The following is a 19,614-nucleotide window of genomic DNA, read 5'->3' on the forward strand; positions in this document are numbered from 1 at the left end:
CATGAAAAAGCCCCCGTCTCTTCGAGGCGGGGGCTTTTCTTTTGCTCATGCGGAGGGCCGTCAGACGGCAATCCGCTCCTGGCTGCTCAGCAGCAGGTCGCGACTCAACAGTCTCCACTGTTCTTCCCAGTGCTCGGTGGGTCGCTTGCGATAGTCGCTGCGGACATACTGTCCGATGCGGCCTTCGGCACTGGCCAGCAGGAGATTGGCTGCGGCTGTCACGGTAATGGCAGGCCGCAGGCCTTCACGAGGCTCGGCCTCGCGCAGTACCTGCTTGAGCTGGGTCTCGAGACGTTCGAACAGCTGCGCCATGCGCACGCGCAGACGAGCCGTCTCCCCGGTCAGGGCATCGCCGTTGAGCAGGCGGCACAGTCCGGGATTCTTCTCGGCAAAGCCAAGCAGCAGGCTCAGGATATGGTGCACCCTGGCATGAGCCGTATCGTTGTCCTGCAGAATCAGCGCGATGCGCTCGAACAGGGTGCTCTCGATGAACTCGATCAGCCCTTCGAACATGCGCGCCTTGCTGGGGAAGTGACGATAGAGTGCAGCCTCGGAGACGCCGACCTGACGTGCCAATGCCGCGGTGGTGATACGTTTGCCGCTGTCCTCTTCCAGCATCAAGGCAAGTGCCTGGAGGATCTGTTCGCGACGTGATTGTTTTGGATTCGCCTGCGTCATGGAATCTTGTCATTTCTCGCGGCCTGCAGCGATGTGCTGCGGGCGGGTCCGTGTCCTGAGGCGTGTCGCTGGCCTCGCGCGAATCACCGGAAGTCTGGCCCCGGCTTTATGCTCTTCATGCCTTGGAGGTGTCCGGATCAGCATTGCTGATCAAGGTGCCGACACCGGCATTGGTGAAGATTTCCAGCAGGGTGGCATGCGGTACGCGACCATCGATGATGTGTGCACTGCGCACGCCCTGCTTGACGGCATCCAGCGCGCAGCTGATCTTGGGCAGCATGCCGCCATAGATGGTGCCATCCTCGATGAGTCCATCCACCGCTTCGGTGGTCAGCCCCGTCATGACTTCGCCCTCGGCGTTCAGAAGGCCGGCGACGTTGGTCAGCAGCATCAGCTTCTCCGCCCCCAGCGCTTCTGCGACCTTGCCGGCGACCAGGTCGGCATTGATATTGTAGCTGCGTCCCTCATCGTCGACGCCGATCGGCGCGATCACCGGAATGAAGTCGTTGCGGGTCAGCAGCTCGATCAGATCCGTCGAGACATGCTCGACTTCACCGACGTGACCGATATCGATGATTTCCGAGGCATTCATGCCCGGCATGTGGCGGGTGACCTTGAGCTGGCGCGCGCGAATCTGGCCGCTGTCCTTGCCGGTGACGCCGATGGCCTTGCCGCCGCACTGGTTGATCAGATTGACGATGCCCTTGTTGACCAGGCCGCCCAGTACCATCTCGACCACATCCATGGTCTCTGAGTCGGTCACGCGCATGCCGTCAACGAAGCGTGATTCGATGTTCAGCTTCTTGAGCAGGGCGCCGATCTGAGGGCCGCCGCCGTGCACGACCACCGGATTGATGCCGACTTCCTTCATCAGCACCATGTCGCGGGCAAAGGAGTCGATCAGGGTATCTTCGGTCATGGCGTTGCCGCCGTATTTGACCACCACGGTCTTGCCCGAGAACTGCTGGATATAGGGCAGGGCTTCGGACAGGACCTCGACCACCTGGTGCGGGTCGCGGTTGGCGTGGCTCATCAACGTATCACTCCACAGAAATTGGGTCCGAAAGGAGAGTTCGGACACTGTCACTCGAGACTATCACTTGCGTTACGCCTGCGCGCACCACGTCATGGAAAGAGGTGATGGCAACCGGCGCTGCCATGGGAAAGAGTCACCCGGGCCGGGGAGTCAGCGGACCGGCACGGCGATCATCCTGCTGCCGCGCCGGTCGTTGATCGCCTGCCCGGGCCGATCAGAACGCCTCGATCAGAATGGGGCGGTGATGCTTGGCTCGGCCTGCTTCAGTGCGGCACGGAAGCTGTCCTTGATGCGCTCCAGCGCCGCCTCTGACTTGCCTTCGAAGCGCAGTACCAGCACCGGTGTGGTGTTGGAGGCGCGGCACAGGCCCCAGCCGTCGGCATAGTCGACGCGAATGCCATCCAGCGTGGTCTTCACGCCGTCGTCACCGAAGTCACCTTCGCTGGCCAGTCGCTCGACGATAGCGAACTTGGTCTCATCGGTCACTTCCACGTTGATCTCGGGGGTGCCCAGATCCTGCGGATAGCGTGCGAAGAAGGTGTCGGCATCGACATCCTGCTTGGCGAGGATTTCCAGCAGGCGCGCCGCGCCGTAGAGGCCGTCGTCGAAGCCGAACCAGCGCTCCTTGAAGAAGATATGGCCGCTCATCTCGCCGGCCAGGGCCGCGCCGGTTTCCTTCATGCGCGCCTTGATCAGGGAGTGGCCGGTGCGCCACATTTCCGGTGTGCCCCCCGCCTTCTCGATCACGGTGGCCAGGTTGCCGGTGCACTTGACGTCGAAGATGATGCGCGCGCCCGGTACACGTTCGATGAGGTCTTCCGACAGTGCCATCATCAGACGGTCGGGATACAGGATCTCGCCCTTGGGCGTGACGACGCCGAGGCGATCGCCGTCGCCATCGAAGGCCAGACCGATATCCGCGCCGGTTTCCTGCATGGTTCTGATCAGGTCCTGCAGGTTTTCCGGCTTGCCCGGGTCCGGGTGATGGTTCGGGAAGTTGCCATCGATCTCCTCGAACAGCGGGATGGTCTCGACACCGAGGCGACGGATCAGCTCCGGGCCCAGCTCACCGGCCACGCCATTGCCGCAATCGACCACTGCCTTGAGCGGACGCTTGACGACCACGTCGCCGGTAATCTGATCCAGGTAGCGTTCGCGCACGTCTTCTTCACGCAGGCTACCTTCGCCTTGCGCCAGATCGCCTTCCTGCAGGCGGCGATAAAGGTCGGTGATGGTGTCGCCGGACAGGGTCTCACCCGCCAGCACGATCTTCAGACCGTTGTAATTGGCCGGGTTGTGGCTGCCGGTCAGCATAACGCCGGAGCGGGTGCCTTCCAGGATATTGGTGGCGTAGTAGAGCACCGGGGTCGGCACCATGCCGATGTCGATGACATCACGGCCGGCATCGCGCAGGCCGGCAATCAGCGCCTTGGACAGGCGCGGGCCGGAGAGGCGACCATCGCGGGCGACCACGACGGTGGACTCACCGCGTGCCGCGGCTTCGCTACCGATGGATTGGCCGATGGCGCGCACGCCGTCTTCGGTGAGGGTCTCATCCACGATGCCACGGATGTCGTAGGCGCGAAAAATTGAAGCGGGTACCTGACTCATGGTGCATCCCTGTCGGTTGAATCAATCGTGAGAAGTCATGGTCGGCATGCCGTGCGAACACTATCGCGGCATGCCGACGAGTGCGGCTAGCAAGCGGTTCCGTCTGTCACGGAGCGCTGTCGGGTTTCGGTGGCGAGTCGTGACGGCGAGTCGTCTGCAATGAGCTGTCAGTGACGATTCGTCAATGACGACCAGAATGGCCAAAGCCGCCTTCACCGCGCTGGCTGGCTTCGAATTCCGTGACCTCGACCAGTTCGGCCTGTACTACCGGGACTAGCACGTACTGTGCCAGTCGCTCACCGGGTTCCAGCACGAACTCGCTGTCGCCGCGGTTCCAGACCGAGATCATCAGCTCGCCCTGGTAGTCTGAATCGATCAGGCCGACCAGATTGCCCAGCACGATGCCGTGTTTATGCCCCAGACCGGAGCGCGGCAGGATCATGCCGGCCAGTGCGGGGACGGCGATGTGGATCGCCAGGCCGGTGCGCACCAGCTCACAGGCGCCCGGGGCCAGTGTCAGCGGGGCATCCAGCAGTGCGCGCAGGTCCATGCCGGCACTGCCGGGAGTCGCATGGTGGGGTAGCGGGTAATCGCGAACGCGCTCGTCGAGGATCTTGAGTTCGAGCCGGGGGCGGGTCATCTAAGGTGTTTCCTGGTCATCGATGGCGGAGGTCGCCATGTTCAAATTGGCGGCACCATGGAGGGCGCCGTCTTGATGCAGTGCCAGTGCGCGCTCGAGAATCGCACGCGCCAGCGCAATCTTGGGGCAGGCTGCGATGGCCTGTTCATGCAGTCTGTCATTTGCCTGGCCGGGGCGTCGCCACACCAGGGTGGCGGCATTGCTGTCACTGCCGAACCCCAGTCCCGGGGTGCTGACGTCATTGGCCACGATCATGTCGAGACGCTTGCGGGTCAGCTTGTCGCGGGCATAGCGAAGGACATCGCGAGTCTCGGCGGCGAAGCCGACCACCAGCGGAGCGGGCTGTCCGTTGGCGCGCCGCGCCTGACTCTGCTCGGCAATGCCGGCAATGATATCGGGATTGCGGATCAGATGGACCTGCATCTGTTCTTCGCCGACCTGCTTCTTGAGCTTGTGCTCGGCGACAGCGGCAGGTCGGAAGTCGGCGACGGCGGCGCAGCCGATGAAGACCTGGCTATCCTGCAGCGCCGCTTCGGCAGCGCCTTGCATCTGCAAGGCTGACTCGACATCGATGCGCTCGACGCCAGGCGGTGTGGGCAGGGCGACAGGCCCACTGATCAGGCGAACTCTTGCGCCCAGTGCCGCGGCTTCGCTGGCCAGGGCATACCCCATCTTTCCGGAGCTGTGATTGCTCAGATAGCGCACCGGATCCAGCGCTTCCCGGGTCGGACCGGCGGTGATGGTGATGGTCAGGCCCGCTGCCGGCAATGGTGCCGGCTCGCCCTCGTCGAGCAGCGCGCTCAGACCGGCGACGATCTCCTCTGGCTCGAGCATGCGCCCGGCTCCCACGTCGCCGCACGCCTGTTCGCCGCTGGCCGGGCCGAGCAGCGTCCAGCCATCGGCACTGAGCTGCCGGGCGTTGCGCTGGGTGGCGGGGTGCGCCCACATCGCCTGATTCATCGCCGGGGCCACGAACCAGCGTGCGCTGTTGGCCAGACACAGGGTAGTGATCAGATCATCGGCACGGCCATGGGCCAGGCGGGCCATGAGGTCGGCAGTGGCGGGGGCGATGAGAATGACCTCCGCCCAGCGCGCCAGCTCGATATGTCCCATGCCGGCCTCTGCCTCAGGATCGAGCAGCGAGGTATGCACGGGATTGCCCGACAGCGCCTGCAGGGTCAACGGCGTGATGAAGGCCTGGGCACCTTCGGTCATGGCGACGCGTACCTCGCCCCCGGCCTTTTTCAGCAGACGAGTGATGAGCGCCGCCTTGTACGCTGCGATACCGCCGCTGATGCCCAGCAGAATGCGCCGTCCGGCGAGTGAGTGCATGGTGTCCTGCATCCCTGATCCGTCAATGTCAAAGCTCTCGCGTTCGCCTCTACCATATCACCGTGATGCAACCTTGCGTAGCGTCGCTGGCCGGGCACGCCGTCTGTCGCGGGTGCGGACACTGACCTGTCGCGGTACGACGAGCCGCGAGCCAGGAAGGCTCAGCCAGCCAGAAAGCGCGCCAGGCATGCAAGCGTTGAGAGTGACGCTGGCGGCAGTGACGGGCGAAGACCACGCTTCTCAGTCCAAATGCTGATGTCGCGTCATGCTCCTTGGCGTGTCGGTGGGCCTGCCCTGAGGCAGGCATGGCCACTCTCGTGGCGCGCCGGATGTCAGCATCACTGTCACGAGAGGAGAATGTGCATGGGCATCAGGGAGTGGCCAATCGGGGAGCGGCCCCGTGAGAAGCTTCTGTCATCGGGGGCTGCTGCGCTGTCAGATGCCGAGTTGCTGGCAATCTTCCTGCGAGTGGGAATCAAGGGACGTTCGGCGGTGGACCTGGCGCGCGACCTGTTGACCACCTTCGGCGGGCTGCGCCCACTGCTGGAAGCCAGTCAGCAGGATTTCTGTGCCGCGCTAGGCCTGGGAGATGCCAAGTACGTACAGTTGCAGGCGTCGCTGGAGCTGTCCCGTCGACATCTGGAAAGCCTGTTGATGCGCGGGGCGGCATTGACCTCACCGCTGCTGGTACGGCGCTACCTCTCCTCTCATCTGCGTGATCTGCCACATGAGGTCTTCGCCGCACTCTTCCTGGATAGTCAGCATCGCGTCATTCGCTTCGAGACACTCTTCACCGGCACGCTGGATGCTGCTGCCGTCTATCCGCGTGAAGTGGTCAAGCGGGCGCTGGCGCTCAACGCGGGTGCCTTGATACTCGCCCACAACCATCCCTCCGGAGTGGCGGAGCCCAGTGATGCCGATCGTCGTATCACCCAGCGCCTGGAAGAGGCGTTGGGACTTTTCGATATCCGGGTGCTGGATCACTTCGTGGTGGGGGACGGCGAGGTGATCTCCTTCGCCGAGCGTGGCTGGTTGTGAGCCAGGCATCGCCTCGGTCTTGTGCGACCTCTTTCGACAAGGCGCTGAGACGAGAGCAGGGGGAAGAGAAGGAAGAAGAAGGAGCGGATGGGAAGGAGGCGCCCTGCGGATGTCCGGTCTGGTCAATTGTCGGGCCTGCCAGGTGACAGGGATTGCAAAACAGGGCGTCGATTGTGGTAATGTTGCGCCTCCCGTACCACCCACCACAGAATTCGCGACCACTCTGGCCGACATTGGCTGAGTGAAGCGTCTGGCTAAGCAAGCGTCTGTACCGATGTGACAGCTCGGGCGAAGCGTGTTGGCGAAAAAAATCCGTCTTGGGCGTGCTTTCGCGTTCCTCTTCGGGTAAAATGCTGCGCCTGCACGTTCCAGTACCCTGAAGCTTGTCTTCCGGAATGGACGTAACACACTTTGAAATCAGGGCATGAGGCGGCGCCTGCCACTTCCGGTTTGCCCGACAGGTTTTGAACAACTTAGCCAACGCAGCGGTTGGAGGCTCCAATGTCCAAAGTATGTCAGGTTACCGGCAAGCGCCCGGTGACTGGTAACAACGTTTCTCACTCCCAGCGCAAGACTCGTCGCCGGTTCCTGCCGAACCTGCACACCCACCGTTTCTGGGTTGAATCCCAGCAGCGCTTCGTCAAGCTGCGCGTCTCTACCAAGGGCATGCGCATCATCGACAAGAAGGGTATCGACGAAGTCCTCAAGGACCTCACTGCACGTGGCGAGCGCTTCTAAACACTAGAAGACAGCCCCTGTAGCAATGGCAACCGAGCTGAGGGCAACGCTCTCAATCGTTCGGTGAATGCGACTGTGGAAGGAAACTGAAAATGCGTGACAAGATCAAGTTGGTGTCAAGTGCCGGTACTGGCCACTTCTACACCACCGACAAGAACAAGCGTAACACTCCGGACAAGCTTGAATTCAAGAAGTACGATCCGGTCGTTCGCAAGCACGTGATGTACAAGGAAGCCAAGATCAAGTGATCTTGTCTCCCGCCAGCGTGCTGTCGGAACCCTCGAAAACCCGGTCCTGACCGGGTTTTCGAGTATCTGGATGTCGGAGTTCCGGCATCCTGCAACAGGGTGGCGGCTTCTGTCGTCACCCTGTTGTGCGTCTGGCGGTCAGTCGAGGAGGAAGCATGCCCGAATTACCGGAAGTCGAGACGACTCGCCGTGGTATCGCACCATTGGTCGAGGGCCAGGAGGTCACCGAGGTGATCGTGCGTCAGCCACGGCTGCGCACGCCAGTACCGAGTGAGCTGGCGGAGTGGCTGGTGGGGCAGCGTTTCGGTGAGCTCTCGCGCCGTGCCAAGTACCTGCTGTTGCCGATCGCCGATGGCCACCTGCTCTGGCATCTGGGCATGTCCGGCAGTCTGAGGCTGGTACCCATCGGCACGCCGCCCCGTACGCATGACCATGTCGATGTAGTGCTGGGCAATGGCCAGGTGTTGCGCTATCACGACCCGCGTCGCTTCGGTTTCGTCGACTTCGTGCGCGGTGACCCGCACGCTGACACACGTCTGGCGAGGCTCGGGCCGGAGCCCTTGTCGGACGCCTTCACCGGTGAGCTTCTCTTCGCGCGCTCGCGCAAGCGACGCGTGGCGATCAAGCCTTTCCTGATGGACAACGCCAATGTGGTCGGCGTGGGCAACATCTACGCCAGTGAGGCGCTCTTCATGGCCGGCATCGACCCGCGTCGTCCGGCGGGGGAGACCTCTCTGGCGGAATATGAGCGCCTCGCCGAGGCCTCGCGCAGCGTGCTGGCGGCTGCCATCGAGCAAGGCGGTACCACCTTGCGTGATTTCGTCGGTGGTGATGGCAAGCCCGGCTACTTCGCCCAGCGCCTCAACGTCTATGGGCGAGGGGGCGAGCCCTGCCGTGAGTGTGGCCATGAGATCATGAGCCTGGTGCTCGGGCAGCGTGCCAGCTGCTTCTGCCCTCATTGCCAGAGCTAGTGCCGTTCGTGCCGGCACGGGTCAGACATGTCTCGCTGGCCCTTGATGATCACTTGACCGGAGGCTCCGTGACCGGGGCCGCCATGACGACTAGAATGGCCCCATTCGGGCGCGCCCTGTCGTCGTCCTGTCCCTTTCCCTGTCTTATGGATGATTCCCGTGACTGAACGTCTGCGCCTGAAGAAGAATGCTGATCGCCGCCTCAAGGCTGGCCATCTGTGGCTGTACTCCAATGAAGTCGATACCGTCGCGACGCCGCTCAAGAACTTCGAACCGGGCGCCCAGGCGATCATCGAGGCCAGCAACGGCCGCGCGATGGGCGTTGCCTACGTCAACCCGAACTCGCTGATCTGCGCGCGTATCGTCTCGCGCAACCCGGAACAGCGTCTGGACCGCTCGCTGCTGGTGCATCGCTTCAACCAGGCGCTGTCACTGCGCGAGAGCCTCTATGACAAGCCGTTCTACCGTCTGGTCCACGGCGAGGGCGACCTGCTGCCGGGACTGATCGTCGATCGCTTCGGCGACGTGCTGGTCTGCCAGCTCAACACCTTCGGCATGGAGCGACTGGCGGAAGTGATCGTCGATGCGCTCTTGAAGGTCGTCAAGCCGACCGCCATCGTGTTCAAGAACGATTCCAGCGGTCGCCGTCAGGAACAGCTCGAGCGCAACGTCGAAGTCGTCTATGGCGAGCTGCCGGAAAGCGTGCTGCTGGAAGAGAATGGGGTCCAGTTCAGCGCGCCGGTACTGGATGGCCAGAAGACCGGCTGGTTCTATGATCACCGCGACAACCGTGCCTGGCTGAATCGTCAGGTCGAAGGCAAGCGCGTGCTGGACCTGTTCAGCTATGTCGGCGGCTGGGGGGTGCAGGCGGCTGCCAATGGTGCCAGCGAAGTGCTGTGTGTCGATGCTTCCGGTGCGGCACTTGAGCGTGTCTCGGGCAACGCCGTGCTCAATGGTGTCGAGGATCGCGTCTCCATCGCGGAGTCGGATGTCTTCGAGGCACTGACGGCCCTGCGCGCGGAAGGCGAGCAGTTCGACGTCATCATCGCGGATCCGCCCGCCTTCATCCGCAAGCGCAAGGACATCACCAATGGTGAGCGTGCCTATGCACGCCTCAACCGTGAAGCCATGCGCCTGCTGGGCCGCGACGGTCTGCTGATGTCCGGCTCCTGCTCCATGCATCTGGCGCCGGAGCGCCTGATGGATGTGGTGCGCGGCGCCGTGCGTCACCAGGACCGCCACGGTCAGGTCATCTTCCAGGGTCATCAGGCCAGCGACCACCCGGTGCACCCGTCCATCCCCGAGACCTCCTACCTCAAGGCGCTCGGTGTGCGGGTCTATCGCGACTGAGATCGAGTCTCGGGTCGCGATCGGGATCGCGAGCGATGAACGCGTCCTTTGGCACGAACGACAACGCCGCCCTTCGGGGCGGCGTTGTCGTTGATGGCTTCCGTAGCGCCCGGACTCTGATAGTCTGACGGCATGTATCGACGACTGACATCCCATCACAATCTCGTGCTGCTGGATCACTGGCGCAACCTTCTGGAAAGCGAAGGTATCCCGTGCGAGCTGCGCAACCGTCTGCTGGGTTCGGCAGCCGGGGAGTTGCCCGTCAACGATTGCGAGCCGCAATTGTGGGTTGCCGAGCACAACCTCGCCCGCGCTCGCCAGCTGCTGGCGCATATCGAGGCCGCGCCTGCGCAGCCGGATTGGCAGTGCGCCTGCGGGGAGCGCCTCGAAGGCAGCTTCAGTGAATGCTGGTCCTGCGGTGCCAGTGCGCCCATGCGTGATGATGCAGGGCCCCGCGAGCAGGATGATGACACGGAGTTCGTGGCATGACGGACGTACAGGCATCGGAGACCGTCATCGGCAACACGGCCCCCTTGCGGGAAACCTGTGAAGGGTGGGCGCTGCCGTCTCCCTTCCTGCTGCCGATCGCGGTAAGTGTCGAGGCGCTGGATGGCTATGGCCATGTCAACAATGCCGAATACGTGCGCTGGCTGGAGAGAATCAGCTGGGCGCATTCCGAAGCGTTGGGGCTGGGCCTTGAACACTATCGTGCCCAGGATCGTGGCATGGCGGTGCATCGTCACGAGATCGACTATCTGGCCAGCGCACGGCTTGGCGATTCGCTGATGCTGGCCACCTGGCTGGTGGCGTGCGATGGCCGCCTGAGCCTGACGCGCCGCTTTCAGCTGCGTCGTTGCTCGGATGGTCTGACGCTGTTGGAGGCACGCACGCGCTTCGTCTGCATCGAACTCTCGAGTGGGCGAGCCAGACGCATGCCTGAGGCTTACCGTGAATGCTATTCGGCGGCGCTGGTGAGCGAGGATGCTGCCAGCCAACGATGATTCCCTGCATTCCACTGCATTGCTGTCGTGTTTTGGTGAATCTTGCTGGCATCTGATTGGCGCGACACTCACGAGTCTGCTGTGCTTGTAGGAGGTGTCGAGGTGACATCGCCATATTCCGCCAGCAGTGCAAGGAGCTCGTCATGCAGATCGCCGTGCCGAAGGAAATCAAGAACCACGAATATCGTGTCGCTCTGACGCCCGCCGGGGTGCGAGAGCTGATTGCCCATGGCCATGACGTCATCGTCGAGCGTGGTGCGGGTGAGGGCAGTGGGTTCAGTGACGCCGAGTACCAGGGGGTCGGGGCTCGTCTTGAATCGGATGTCGAGCAGGTCTTTCGTGAGGCCGAGCTGATACTCAAGGTCAAGGAGCCTCAGCCGGCTGAGGTGGCGCGTCTCACCAGCGGCCAGACATTGTTCACCTACCTGCATCTGGCCGCCGCCCGTGAGCTGACCGAAAGCCTGCTGGATAGCGGGGTGACCGCGATTGCCTACGAGACCATCACCGACACCGCCGGTGGTCTGCCGCTGCTGGCACCCATGAGTCGCGTTGCCGGGCGCATGGCGATCCAGGCCGGCGCGCATGCGCTGGAGAAGGCGCAAGGCGGGATGGGGGTGCTGTTGCCCGGTGTGCCTGGCGTGCCACCGGCGCGGGTCACGGTGATCGGCGGCGGCGTGGTGGGGGAGAATGCGGCGCGCATGGCGCTGGGGCTGGGCGCCGAGGTGGTGATTCTCGATACGTCATTGAACCGCCTCGAGACGCTGGATCACCGCTATCAGGGACAGATTCGTACGGTCTATTCGACATCCGAGGCGCTGGATGAGGCGGTACGCCATTCGGCATTGATCATCGGGGCCGTGCTCGTGCCCGGTGCCGCGGCTCCCAAGCTGATCCGTCGCGAGCATCTGCGCAACATGATGCCCGGTGCGGTACTGGTGGATGTCGCGATCGATCAGGGCGGATGTTTCGAGACCAGTCGCGCCACGACCCATGCGGAACCGACCTATCTCGTCGATGGTGTCGTGCATTATTGCGTGGCCAACATGCCGGGGGCCGTGGCACGTACCTCGACCCAGGCACTCACCAGCGCGACGCTGCCTTATGTGGTGAAGCTCGCCAATGGCGGCTATCGCAAGGTATTGCGGGAAGATCGTCACTTTGCGGCAGGCCTCAACGTGCATGCCGGCCAGCTGACGATTGCGGAAGTCGGCGCTGCCTTCGGCATGCCGGTGATCTCGCTGGAAGATGCCCTGGCAAAGGGCTGACGCCTGCCGGCGGGTACATGGCGTGCATGGGGCGCTGGTCGTCTGTCCGGCCCTTACGAAGGCCATGCCCCTCAGGGTAAGATGAGCGCAATGCAGCGGCAGGACATGGCGGGTTCATCGCATCGTGATGCGCGCCGTCGTGCCCTGTCGTGATTCATTGTGAGCAGGTCCCGCCAAGTGGCACGCTCCCCGACTCAGACGCCCAAGAAGTGCATCCATGACCAAGACCCGCGTTCTTACCGGCATCACGACCACCGGCACCCCTCACCTCGGCAACTATGTCGGCGCCATCAAGCCCGCCATCGAGGCCAGCCAGGACCCGACGGTCCAGTCCTTCTATTTCCTCGCCGATTTCCATGCTCTGATCAAGTGTCAGGACCCGAAGCGCGTGCAGGAATCCCGCCGTGAGATCGCCGCCACCTGGCTGGCGCTGGGGCTGGACACCGACAACGCCATCTTCTATCGCCAGTCGGATGTGCCGGAGATTCCGGAGCTGATGTGGTTGCTCAACTGTGTCTGCGCCAAGGGCCTGATGAACCGTGCGCATGCCTACAAGGGCGCCGTGGCCGAGAACGAGGAAGCGGGCATCGAGGACGTGGATCGTGGCATCAGCATGGGGCTGTTCAGCTATCCGGTGCTGATGGCGGCGGACATCCTGATGTTCAATGCCCACAAGGTGCCGGTGGGGCGTGACCAGATCCAGCATATCGAGATGGCGCGTGACATGGCCGGGCGCTTCAACCACCTCTTCAAGGGCAACTACTTCACCATGCCCGAGGCGGTGACCGACGAGAAATCCCAGCTGCTGCTGGGCCTCGATGGCCGCAAGATGTCCAAGAGCTACAACAACACCATTCCGCTGTTCGGCACCGAGAAGCAGCTGCTCAAGAGCGTGCGCAAGATCAAGACCAATTCGCTGGAGCCGGGGGAGCCGAAGGACCCGGATACCTGTTCCCTGTTCCAGATCTATTCCGCCTTCGCCACCGAGGCGGAAGTCGCCGCCATGCGTGAGCAGTACGCCGCCGGCATTGGCTGGGGCGATGCCAAGAATCAGCTGTTCGAATACCTGAACGACCATCTCAAGGCGCCGCGTGAGCGTTACGTCGAGCTGATGGAAGATCCGGCACATGTCGAAGCCATCCTCAAGCGTGGTGCCGAGCGTGCGCGCGATGAGGCCGCGCCGATGATGGAGCGCCTGCGTCGTGCCGTCGGTCTGGGCAACTTCGTGTAATCTCGAGGACACCCCGCACAGCCCGGCACCAGACGCCCGCCATCGCTTTCGATGGCGGGCGTCGTCGTCTGGGAGGTGAGCTGACGGGGGTGACTTATATTCCATGGCGGAATGGATGGCGTGCTGAAAATTCGTTCACAGCTATAAGGCAACGCGTTAGGCTTGCCGCATTGATGAACGCGACATGACGACTTCGTTCAAGGAGCAAGACATGAGTCACGATGCGATACCCGGCAAGGCCAGCCAGTCCGGCCTGCCGACGACCGCCATCAACCCGAAGGCCATTCTGGCCGGAGGCTTGCTGGTAGTGGCTGCCATCCTGCTGGGGATGGTGTCCGGCTGGCGCCAGGGCTTGCTGCTGCTGGTGGGGGGCGCGCTGGGCGTGGTGCTCTACCACGCGGCCTTCGGCTTCACCTCCGCCTGGCGAGTCTTCATCACCGAGCGCCGAGGACGCGGCCTGCGTGCCCAGATGCTGATGCTGGCGATCGCCGTGGTGCTGTTCTTCCCGGTGCTGGCCTCGGGCAGCCTGTGGGGGCAGGAGGTCTCCGGCTTCGTCTCGCCGCTGGGTATCTCGGTGGTGGTCGGTGCCTTCCTGTTCGGGCTCGGCATGCAGCTGGGCGGCGGCTGCGCCTCGGGCACGCTGTTCACCGTCGGTGGCGGCAATGCGCGCATGGTGATCACCCTGATCTTCTTCTGCGTCGGCTCGGTGATCGGCACCGCGCACTTCAGCTGGTGGCAGAGCCTGCCGTCGCTGCCCGCCGTCTCGCTGGTGGACAGCTTCGGCGCGCTGGGTGGCATCATCGTCAGCCTGGTGCTGTTCGCCATCATCGTGGTGGTGACACGCACGCTGGAGAAGCGCCGTCACGGTGAGCTCGAGAAGGCCGCCGTGACCGACAGTCAGCCGCGTGGTCTGTCACGCTTTCTGCGCGGCCCCTGGCCGCTGCTGGCGGGTGCCGTGGCGCTGGCGCTGCTCAACTTCGTGACGCTGGCGCTGGCCGGTCGCCCGTGGGGCATCACCTCGGCCTTCGCGCTGTGGGGCACCAAGGCCTATACCGCGCTGGGCTTCGATGTCAGTGACTGGGGCTACTGGCAGGCGGCGGGCAATGCCAAGGCGCTGGCCGCACCGCTCTATCAAGACATCACCACGGTGATGAACATCGGTATCGTGGTGGGGGCGCTGGCGGCGGCGCTGCTGGCCGGCAAGTTCGCGCCGAAGTGGAACATTCCGCTGCGCTCGGTGGTGGCTGCCGTGCTGGGTGGTCTGCTGTTGGGCTACGGCGCGCGCCTGGCCTTCGGCTGCAACATCGGTGCCTACTTCGGCGGCATCTCCTCCGGCAGCCTGCATGGCTGGCTGTGGCTGGTGATGGCCTTCGCCGGCAACATGCTGGGCGTGAAGCTGCGCCCGTTCTTCGCGCTTGCGCCGCGCAAGCCGGCATCGCGTGCCGATCTGGCCTGAGCCATTCTCAGTACGTGACCTCGAACGCCTCGCTCCTTCCCCGTCAGGGGGATGTGCGGGGCGTTTCTCGTCATGCAGCACCCTTGTCTGCGCAACGCACGCCGACCCTGCACAGGCTGCCGGAGATAGCACTGCGCGTGCTATCATCATGCCTTGTTCGCACGTGGAAACTGCACGTCGAAAGGTCCCTCGGACGCCCGGTTGCCAGCAGGTCTTCTGCGGTGCTTCAGCGGGCATGCTGCGCGTGTCTGCCGGCATGCCGAGAAGCTTGCCGAGCGTGAGGTCGTCCCCACTGATTCAAGAGTCTCGCCATGACGGATACTTCCAAGCGCGCCCTGTACGTTCCCTATGCCGGCCCGAGCCTGCTCGAGATGCCGCTGCTCAACAAGGGCAGCGCCTTCAGCCTCGAGGAGCGTGTCAGCTTCAATCTGATGGGCCTGCTGCCGCAGAATGTCGAGAGCATCGAAGAGCAGGTCGCGCGCGTCTACAGCCAGTATCAGCAGTGCGCCACCGACCTCGACAAGCACATCCTGTTGCGCTCGGTGCAGGACGACAACGAGACCCTGTTCTTCCGCGTGATCGAGGAGCACCTCGAGGAGATGATGCCCATCATCTACACCCCGACCGTCGGTCAGGCGTGCGAGGAGTTCTCCAACATCTATCGCAACCACCGCGGCCTGTTCATCTCCTACCCGGACCGCGAGCACATGGATGACATCCTGCGCTCCGCGACCAAGGACAACGTCAAGGTCATCGTCGTCACCGATGGTGAGCGTATCCTGGGCCTGGGCGATCAGGGCATCGGCGGTATGGGCATCCCCATCGGCAAGCTGTCGCTGTACACCGCCTGTGGCGGCATCAGCCCGGCCTACACCCTGCCGATCTCGCTGGATCTGGGCACCAACAACCAGAAGCTGCTCGACGACCCGCGCTACATGGGCTGGCGTCACGAGCGCGTCACCGGTGATGACTACAACGCCTTCGTGGCCGAGTTCATCACTGCCGTGAAGCGTCGCTGGCCGAAGGCCATGATCCAGTTCGAGGACTTCGCGCAGGCCAACGCCATGCCGTTGCTCGAGCGTTACCGCGATGAAGTCTGTTGCTTCAATGACGACATCCAGGGCACCGCCTCCGTCGTGGTCGCGACCCTGATGGCGGCCTGCAAGGCCAAGGGCGAGAAGCTCTCCGACCAGCGCGTGACCTTCCTGGGTGCCGGCAGTGCCGGTTGTGGCATCGCCGAGATGATCGTGGTGGCGATGGTCAAGGAAGGCATGGACGAGGCCGAGGCCCGCAAGCGTGTCTTCATGGTCGATCGCTTCGGCCTGCTGACCAGCGACATGGAAGGCCTCTACGACTTCCAGAGCCGTCTGGCTCACGACGTCGAGAGCGTGGCCGACTTCGGTGACCGCGGCCTGCTGGATGTGGTCAAGGCCGCCAGGCCGAGCGTGCTGATCGGTGTCTCCGGCCAGCGTGGCCTGTTCAGCGAAGACGTGATCCGTGCCGTGCAGGCCGGTTGCGAGAGCCCGCTGGTGATGCCGCTGTCCAACCCGACCTCACGCGTCGAAGCGACCCCGGCGGAAGTCATCGAGTGGACCGACGGCAAGGCACTGGTCGCCACCGGCAGCCCGTTCGCGCCGGTCGAGCACAACGGCCACACCCACGCGATTGCCCAGTGCAACAATGCCTACATCTTCCCGGGCATCGGTCTGGGTGTGCTGGCATCCAGCGCCTCACGCATCACCGACAACATGCTGATGGCCGCGGCCAATGCGCTGGCCAACAACGCCCCGATCGTCCTGAAGGGCGAGGGCGCGCTGCTGCCGTCGCTGGGCGACATCCAGGACATCAGCCGTCAGATCGCCTTCGATGTAGCACGTCAGGCTCAGGCCGACGGCGTGGCGCTGACCTCCAGCGATGAGATCATCCAGGCCAACATCGAGAAGAACTTCTGGCAGCCGCGTTACCGCGCCTACCGTCGCAAGGCGTTCTGATCGCGCCTGCGCCGTCAGTGAGCGCATGAAGCAGATTGCCTGAAACAGGTTGCCTGAAACAGAGTGTGCAAATGAAGAAGCCCCCGCAGGCCATGCCTGCGGGGGCTTTTGTATTGCGGTCAGCGGCTGGCGGGTTACAGCATGCCGCGCAGCACGTAGTGGAGGATGCCGCCGTGGCGGTAGTACTCCAGCTCGTTGTCGGTATCGATGCGGCACAGCGCCTCGATCTTCTGCTCACCCTTGTCGCTCTTGAAGGTGACCTGGACCTTGCCGCCGGCCGTCAGGTCATTCAGACCGCTGATGCTGATTTCCTCATCACCGGTCAGGCCGAGAGACTGGCGGCTTTCGCCTTCGGGGAACTGCAGCGGCACCACACCCATGCCGATCAGGTTGGAGCGGTGGATGCGCTCATAGGACTCGGCAATCACCGCACGGACGCCCAGCAGCAGGGTGCCCTTGGCGGCCCAGTCACGTGAGGAGCCGGTGCCGTACTCCTTGCCCGCGACCACCACCAGTGGCGTGCCTTCCTCGGCATACTTCATGGCGGCATCGTAGATGGCCATCTGCTCGTCGGAGGGCACGTGGCGTGTCTCGCCGCCCTCGACGCCATCGAGCATCTCGTTGCGGATGCGCACGTTGGCGAAGGTGCCGCGCATCATCACCTCATGGTTGCCGCGACGTGAGCCATAGGAGTTGAAGTCCTTGACCTCGACGCCGTTCTCCTTGAGGTAGCGACCCGCCGGGCTGTCCGGCTTGATGGCACCGGCCGGTGAGATGTGGTCAGTGGTCACCGAATCGCCGAGCATGGCCAGCACGCGAGCGTTCTCGACGTCCTGCACGGCCTTCGGCTCGCGCTCCATGCCTTCGAAGAACGGCGGATGCTGGATGTAGGTGGAATCCTTCCACTCATACACCTCGGCTTCCGGTACCTCGATGGCCTGCCAGGTCTCGTCGCCGTCGAAGACTTCAGCGTACTCCTTGCGGTACATCTCGGTGCGTACCTGTTCGACGGCCGTGGCGATTTCCGCCTGGGTGGGCCAGATGTCCTTGAGGAAGACATCGTTGCCGTCGTTGTCCTTGCCCAGCGGCTCCTTGGAGAGGTCGGTGCGCACGGTGCCGGCGAGGGCGTAGGCCACCACCAGGGGCGGTGACGCCAGCCAGTTGGTGCGCACGTTGGGATGCACGCGACCCTCGAAGTTGCGGTTGCCCGACAGCACCGAGGCGACCGTCAGGTCACGCTCGTTGATGGCGGCTTCGACAGGGTCCGGCAGCGGGCCGGAGTTGCCGATGCAGGTCGTGCAGCCATAACCGACCAGATTGAAGCCCAGCTCGTTGAGGTCATCCTGAACCCCCGCCGAGGCGAGATAGTCGGTGACGACCTTGGAGCCCGGTGCCAGAGAGGTCTTGACCCATGGCTTGGTGCGCAGGCCTTTCTCGCGCGCCTTGCGGGCCACCAGACCTGCCGCCAGCATCACGCTGGGGTTGGAGGTGTTGGTGCAGGACGTGATGGCGGCGATGACCACGTCCCCGTGATCGAGACGGAAGGTCTCGCCGTCCAGCTCGCTGTAGTCGGTATCCTTCTCGTAGCTCTGCTCGACATCGACGGCGGTCTGGCCACCCTCGGACAGCCACTTGCCGTCCTCGACCGCGGGAATCTGACCCAGCTGGTCATCGAGGATCTTCTCGAAGGTCTGCTTGATGTCGGTGAGCGCGACGCGATCCTGCGGACGCTTGGGGCCGGCCAGAGAGGCGACGACCTCACCCATGTCCAGCTCCAGGGTGTCGGAGAAGATCGGCTCGTGGCCCGGCTCACGCCACAGACCCTGCTCCTTGGCATAGGCTTCGACCAGCGCGACCTGTTCATCGGAGCGGCCGGACAGACGCATGTAGTTGAGCGTCTCGTCATCCAGCGGGAAGAAGCCGCAGGTGGCACCATATTCCGGCGCCATGTTGGCGATGGTCGCGCGGTCCGCCAGTGGCAGGTCGTCCAGGCCATCACCGTAGAACTCGACGAACTTGCCGACCACGCCACGGCTTCTCAGCATCTGGGTGACGGTCAGCACCAGGTCCGTCGCGGTGATGCCTTCGTTGAGCTTGCCGGTCAGCTTGAAGCCGACCACTTCCGGAATCAGCATCGAGACCGGCTGGCCGAGCATCGCGGCTTCCGCCTCGATCCCGCCGACACCCCAGCCCAGCACGCCCAGGCCATTGATCATGGTGGTGTGGGAGTCGGTGCCGACCAGGGTGTCAGGGTAGGCGAGCGTCTTGCCATCTTCCTCGCGGGTGAAGACGGCGCGACCGAGATATTCCAGATTTACCTGGTGGCAGATGCCGGTACCCGGCGGGACGACGGAGAAGTTGTCGAAGGCCTGCTGGCCCCAGCGCAGAAACTCGTAGCGCTCGCGGTTGCGCTCCATCTCGATGCGCACGTTGTCCTTGAAGGCGCTCGGGTCACCGTAGTGATCCACCATCACCGAGTGGTCGATGACCAGATCCACCGGGGTCAGCGGATTGACCTTCTCGGGGTTCGCGCCCAGTGTCTTGACGGCGTCACGCATGGAGGCCAGGTCGACGACGCCGGGCACACCGGTGAAATCCTGCATCAGCACCCGGGCCGGGCGATAGCCGATCTCATGAGTGCTGGAGGCGGTCTTCTGCCAGTCGGCCAGCGCCTTGATGTCGTCCTTGGTGGCAGTGTCACCATCCTCGAAGCGCAGCTGGTTCTCCAGCAACACCTTGAGCGTGAAGGGCAGTCGCGTCAGGTCGCCAAGCGACTCGGCGGCCTTCTTGAGCGAGTAGTAGTGATATTGCCTGTCTCCGACCTGCAGTTCGGAGAGGGTATTGAGCGAATCCAGTGACTGAGAGCGCTGGGAACCCATGATTCTCCTCCTTGTCGTTGTCTTCACCGGCCAGACTGCTGATGTGTCATCCAACAGGTGCGTCAGGTGCCTCGGCCGGCTGCGACGCGTCGCCTGAGAGCGACTGCCAAATCGCGGGATACTGCCTATATAAGGCTATGGTCATCATC

General features: G+C 63.5%; 17 protein-coding genes. 11 read left to right on the forward strand and 6 right to left on the reverse strand.

Annotated features, from left to right (window positions below; genetic code table 11):
- Positions 1 to 60: 60 nt before the first annotated feature.
- From slmA to coaBC, 5 genes are all read right to left on the reverse strand, one after another.
- Positions 61 to 678: a nucleoid occlusion factor SlmA gene (slmA, locus tag PJK54_RS14165; RefSeq protein ID WP_077377757.1), complete on the reverse strand. Its 618-nt coding sequence runs from the start codon at positions 676 to 678 to the stop codon at positions 61 to 63.
- A 115-nt stretch (positions 679 to 793) separates the two neighbouring features.
- The gene (gene argB / locus PJK54_RS14170) at positions 794 to 1,711 is read right to left on the reverse strand and encodes an acetylglutamate kinase (RefSeq protein ID WP_084207805.1); all 918 of its coding nucleotides are present in this window, start codon (positions 1,709 to 1,711) and stop codon (positions 794 to 796) included.
- A 231-nt stretch (positions 1,712 to 1,942) separates the two neighbouring features.
- Positions 1,943 to 3,325 (reverse strand): phosphomannomutase/phosphoglucomutase, encoded by a 1,383-nt coding sequence (locus PJK54_RS14175; protein WP_084207806.1) that lies wholly within the window; start codon positions 3,323 to 3,325, stop codon positions 1,943 to 1,945.
- A gap of 181 nt (positions 3,326 to 3,506) precedes the next feature.
- Positions 3,507 to 3,965: a dUTP diphosphatase gene (gene dut / locus PJK54_RS14180; RefSeq protein ID WP_271303210.1), complete on the reverse strand. Its 459-nt coding sequence runs from the start codon at positions 3,963 to 3,965 to the stop codon at positions 3,507 to 3,509.
- The gene (gene coaBC, locus PJK54_RS14185; protein ID WP_271303211.1) at positions 3,966 to 5,297 is read right to left on the reverse strand and encodes a bifunctional phosphopantothenoylcysteine decarboxylase/phosphopantothenate--cysteine ligase CoaBC; all 1,332 of its coding nucleotides are present in this window, start codon (positions 5,295 to 5,297) and stop codon (positions 3,966 to 3,968) included. It lies immediately after the preceding gene.
- A gap of 363 nt (positions 5,298 to 5,660) precedes the next feature.
- Between coaBC and radC the strand changes: the two genes are divergently transcribed.
- From radC to PJK54_RS14240, 11 genes are all read left to right on the forward strand, one after another.
- Positions 5,661 to 6,335, forward strand: a complete 675-nt coding sequence (gene radC / locus PJK54_RS14190) for a RadC family protein (RefSeq protein WP_271303212.1) — start codon at positions 5,661 to 5,663, stop codon at positions 6,333 to 6,335.
- Between the two features lie 501 nt (positions 6,336 to 6,836).
- Positions 6,837 to 7,073, forward strand: a complete 237-nt coding sequence (gene rpmB / locus PJK54_RS14195) for a 50S ribosomal protein L28 (RefSeq protein WP_043336270.1) — start codon at positions 6,837 to 6,839, stop codon at positions 7,071 to 7,073.
- A gap of 92 nt (positions 7,074 to 7,165) precedes the next feature.
- A complete protein-coding gene (gene rpmG, locus PJK54_RS14200) occupies positions 7,166 to 7,321 on the forward strand; it encodes a 50S ribosomal protein L33 (RefSeq protein WP_016417370.1) in 156 nt (51 codons plus the stop codon).
- A 155-nt stretch (positions 7,322 to 7,476) separates the two neighbouring features.
- Positions 7,477 to 8,292 (forward strand): bifunctional DNA-formamidopyrimidine glycosylase/DNA-(apurinic or apyrimidinic site) lyase, encoded by an 816-nt coding sequence (mutM, locus tag PJK54_RS14205; RefSeq protein WP_271303213.1) that lies wholly within the window; start codon positions 7,477 to 7,479, stop codon positions 8,290 to 8,292.
- A 159-nt stretch (positions 8,293 to 8,451) separates the two neighbouring features.
- Entirely contained in the window at positions 8,452 to 9,642 is a 1,191-nt protein-coding gene (locus PJK54_RS14210; RefSeq protein ID WP_271303214.1) for a class I SAM-dependent rRNA methyltransferase, read from the forward strand.
- A gap of 132 nt (positions 9,643 to 9,774) precedes the next feature.
- Positions 9,775 to 10,131 carry a putative signal transducing protein gene (locus tag PJK54_RS14215; protein ID WP_077377775.1) on the forward strand — a complete coding sequence of 119 codons (357 nt, stop codon included), beginning with the start codon at positions 9,775 to 9,777 and terminating at the stop codon, positions 10,129 to 10,131.
- Positions 10,128 to 10,643 carry an acyl-CoA thioesterase gene (locus PJK54_RS14220; RefSeq protein ID WP_271303215.1) on the forward strand — a complete coding sequence of 172 codons (516 nt, stop codon included), beginning with the start codon at positions 10,128 to 10,130 and terminating at the stop codon, positions 10,641 to 10,643. Before PJK54_RS14215 ends, PJK54_RS14220 begins: the two co-directional genes overlap by 4 nt.
- A 143-nt stretch (positions 10,644 to 10,786) precedes the next feature.
- Positions 10,787 to 11,908 (forward strand): alanine dehydrogenase, encoded by a 1,122-nt coding sequence (ald, locus tag PJK54_RS14225; RefSeq protein ID WP_077377781.1) that lies wholly within the window; start codon positions 10,787 to 10,789, stop codon positions 11,906 to 11,908.
- Positions 11,909 to 12,125: 217 nt separating this feature from the next.
- The gene (locus PJK54_RS14230) at positions 12,126 to 13,139 is read left to right on the forward strand and encodes a tryptophan--tRNA ligase (RefSeq protein WP_084207810.1); all 1,014 of its coding nucleotides are present in this window, start codon (positions 12,126 to 12,128) and stop codon (positions 13,137 to 13,139) included.
- Positions 13,140 to 13,350: 211 nt separating this feature from the next.
- Positions 13,351 to 14,595, forward strand: coding sequence for a YeeE/YedE family protein (locus PJK54_RS14235; RefSeq protein WP_176494238.1), 1,245 nt, complete (start codon positions 13,351 to 13,353; stop codon positions 14,593 to 14,595).
- Between the two features lie 311 nt (positions 14,596 to 14,906).
- Entirely contained in the window at positions 14,907 to 16,586 is a 1,680-nt protein-coding gene (locus PJK54_RS14240; protein WP_077377790.1) for an NAD-dependent malic enzyme, read from the forward strand.
- Between the two features lie 134 nt (positions 16,587 to 16,720).
- On the opposite strand, the gene acnA is transcribed toward PJK54_RS14240, so the two are convergent.
- Positions 16,721 to 19,465 carry an aconitate hydratase AcnA gene (gene acnA / locus PJK54_RS14245; RefSeq protein ID WP_271303216.1) on the reverse strand — a complete coding sequence of 915 codons (2,745 nt, stop codon included), beginning with the start codon at positions 19,463 to 19,465 and terminating at the stop codon, positions 16,721 to 16,723.
- Positions 19,466 to 19,614: the final 149 nt, after the last annotated feature.

Source organism: Cobetia sp. MMG027, from assembly GCF_027947415.1.
GTDB classification, from domain to species: domain Bacteria; phylum Pseudomonadota; class Gammaproteobacteria; order Pseudomonadales; family Halomonadaceae; genus Cobetia; species Cobetia marina.

Bases quoted from the DNA above. Each gene is read 5' to 3' on its own strand.
- slmA (WP_077377757.1), bottom strand. From the start codon at position 678: ATGACGCAGGCGAATCCAAAACAATCACGTCGCGAACAGATCCTCCAG.
- argB (WP_084207805.1), bottom strand. From the start codon at position 1,711: ATGAGCCACGCCAACCGCGACCCGCACCAGGTGGTCGAGGTCCTGTCC.
- PJK54_RS14175 (WP_084207806.1), bottom strand. From the start codon at position 3,325: ATGAGTCAGGTACCCGCTTCAATTTTTCGCGCCTACGACATCCGTGGC.
- dut (WP_271303210.1), bottom strand. From the start codon at position 3,965: ATGACCCGCCCCCGGCTCGAACTCAAGATCCTCGACGAGCGCGTTCGC.
- coaBC (WP_271303211.1), bottom strand. From the start codon at position 5,297: ATGCACTCACTCGCCGGACGGCGCATTCTGCTGGGCATCAGCGGCGGT.
- radC (WP_271303212.1), top strand. From the start codon at position 5,661: ATGGGCATCAGGGAGTGGCCAATCGGGGAGCGGCCCCGTGAGAAGCTT.
- rpmB (WP_043336270.1), top strand. From the start codon at position 6,837: ATGTCCAAAGTATGTCAGGTTACCGGCAAGCGCCCGGTGACTGGTAAC.
- rpmG (WP_016417370.1), top strand. From the start codon at position 7,166: ATGCGTGACAAGATCAAGTTGGTGTCAAGTGCCGGTACTGGCCACTTC.
- mutM (WP_271303213.1), top strand. From the start codon at position 7,477: ATGCCCGAATTACCGGAAGTCGAGACGACTCGCCGTGGTATCGCACCA.
- PJK54_RS14215 (WP_077377775.1), top strand. From the start codon at position 9,775: ATGTATCGACGACTGACATCCCATCACAATCTCGTGCTGCTGGATCAC.
- PJK54_RS14220 (WP_271303215.1), top strand. From the start codon at position 10,128: ATGACGGACGTACAGGCATCGGAGACCGTCATCGGCAACACGGCCCCC.
- ald (WP_077377781.1), top strand. From the start codon at position 10,787: ATGCAGATCGCCGTGCCGAAGGAAATCAAGAACCACGAATATCGTGTC.
- PJK54_RS14230 (WP_084207810.1), top strand. From the start codon at position 12,126: ATGACCAAGACCCGCGTTCTTACCGGCATCACGACCACCGGCACCCCT.
- PJK54_RS14235 (WP_176494238.1), top strand. From the start codon at position 13,351: ATGAGTCACGATGCGATACCCGGCAAGGCCAGCCAGTCCGGCCTGCCG.
- PJK54_RS14240 (WP_077377790.1), top strand. From the start codon at position 14,907: ATGACGGATACTTCCAAGCGCGCCCTGTACGTTCCCTATGCCGGCCCG.
- acnA (WP_271303216.1), bottom strand. From the start codon at position 19,465: ATGGGTTCCCAGCGCTCTCAGTCACTGGATTCGCTCAATACCCTCTCC.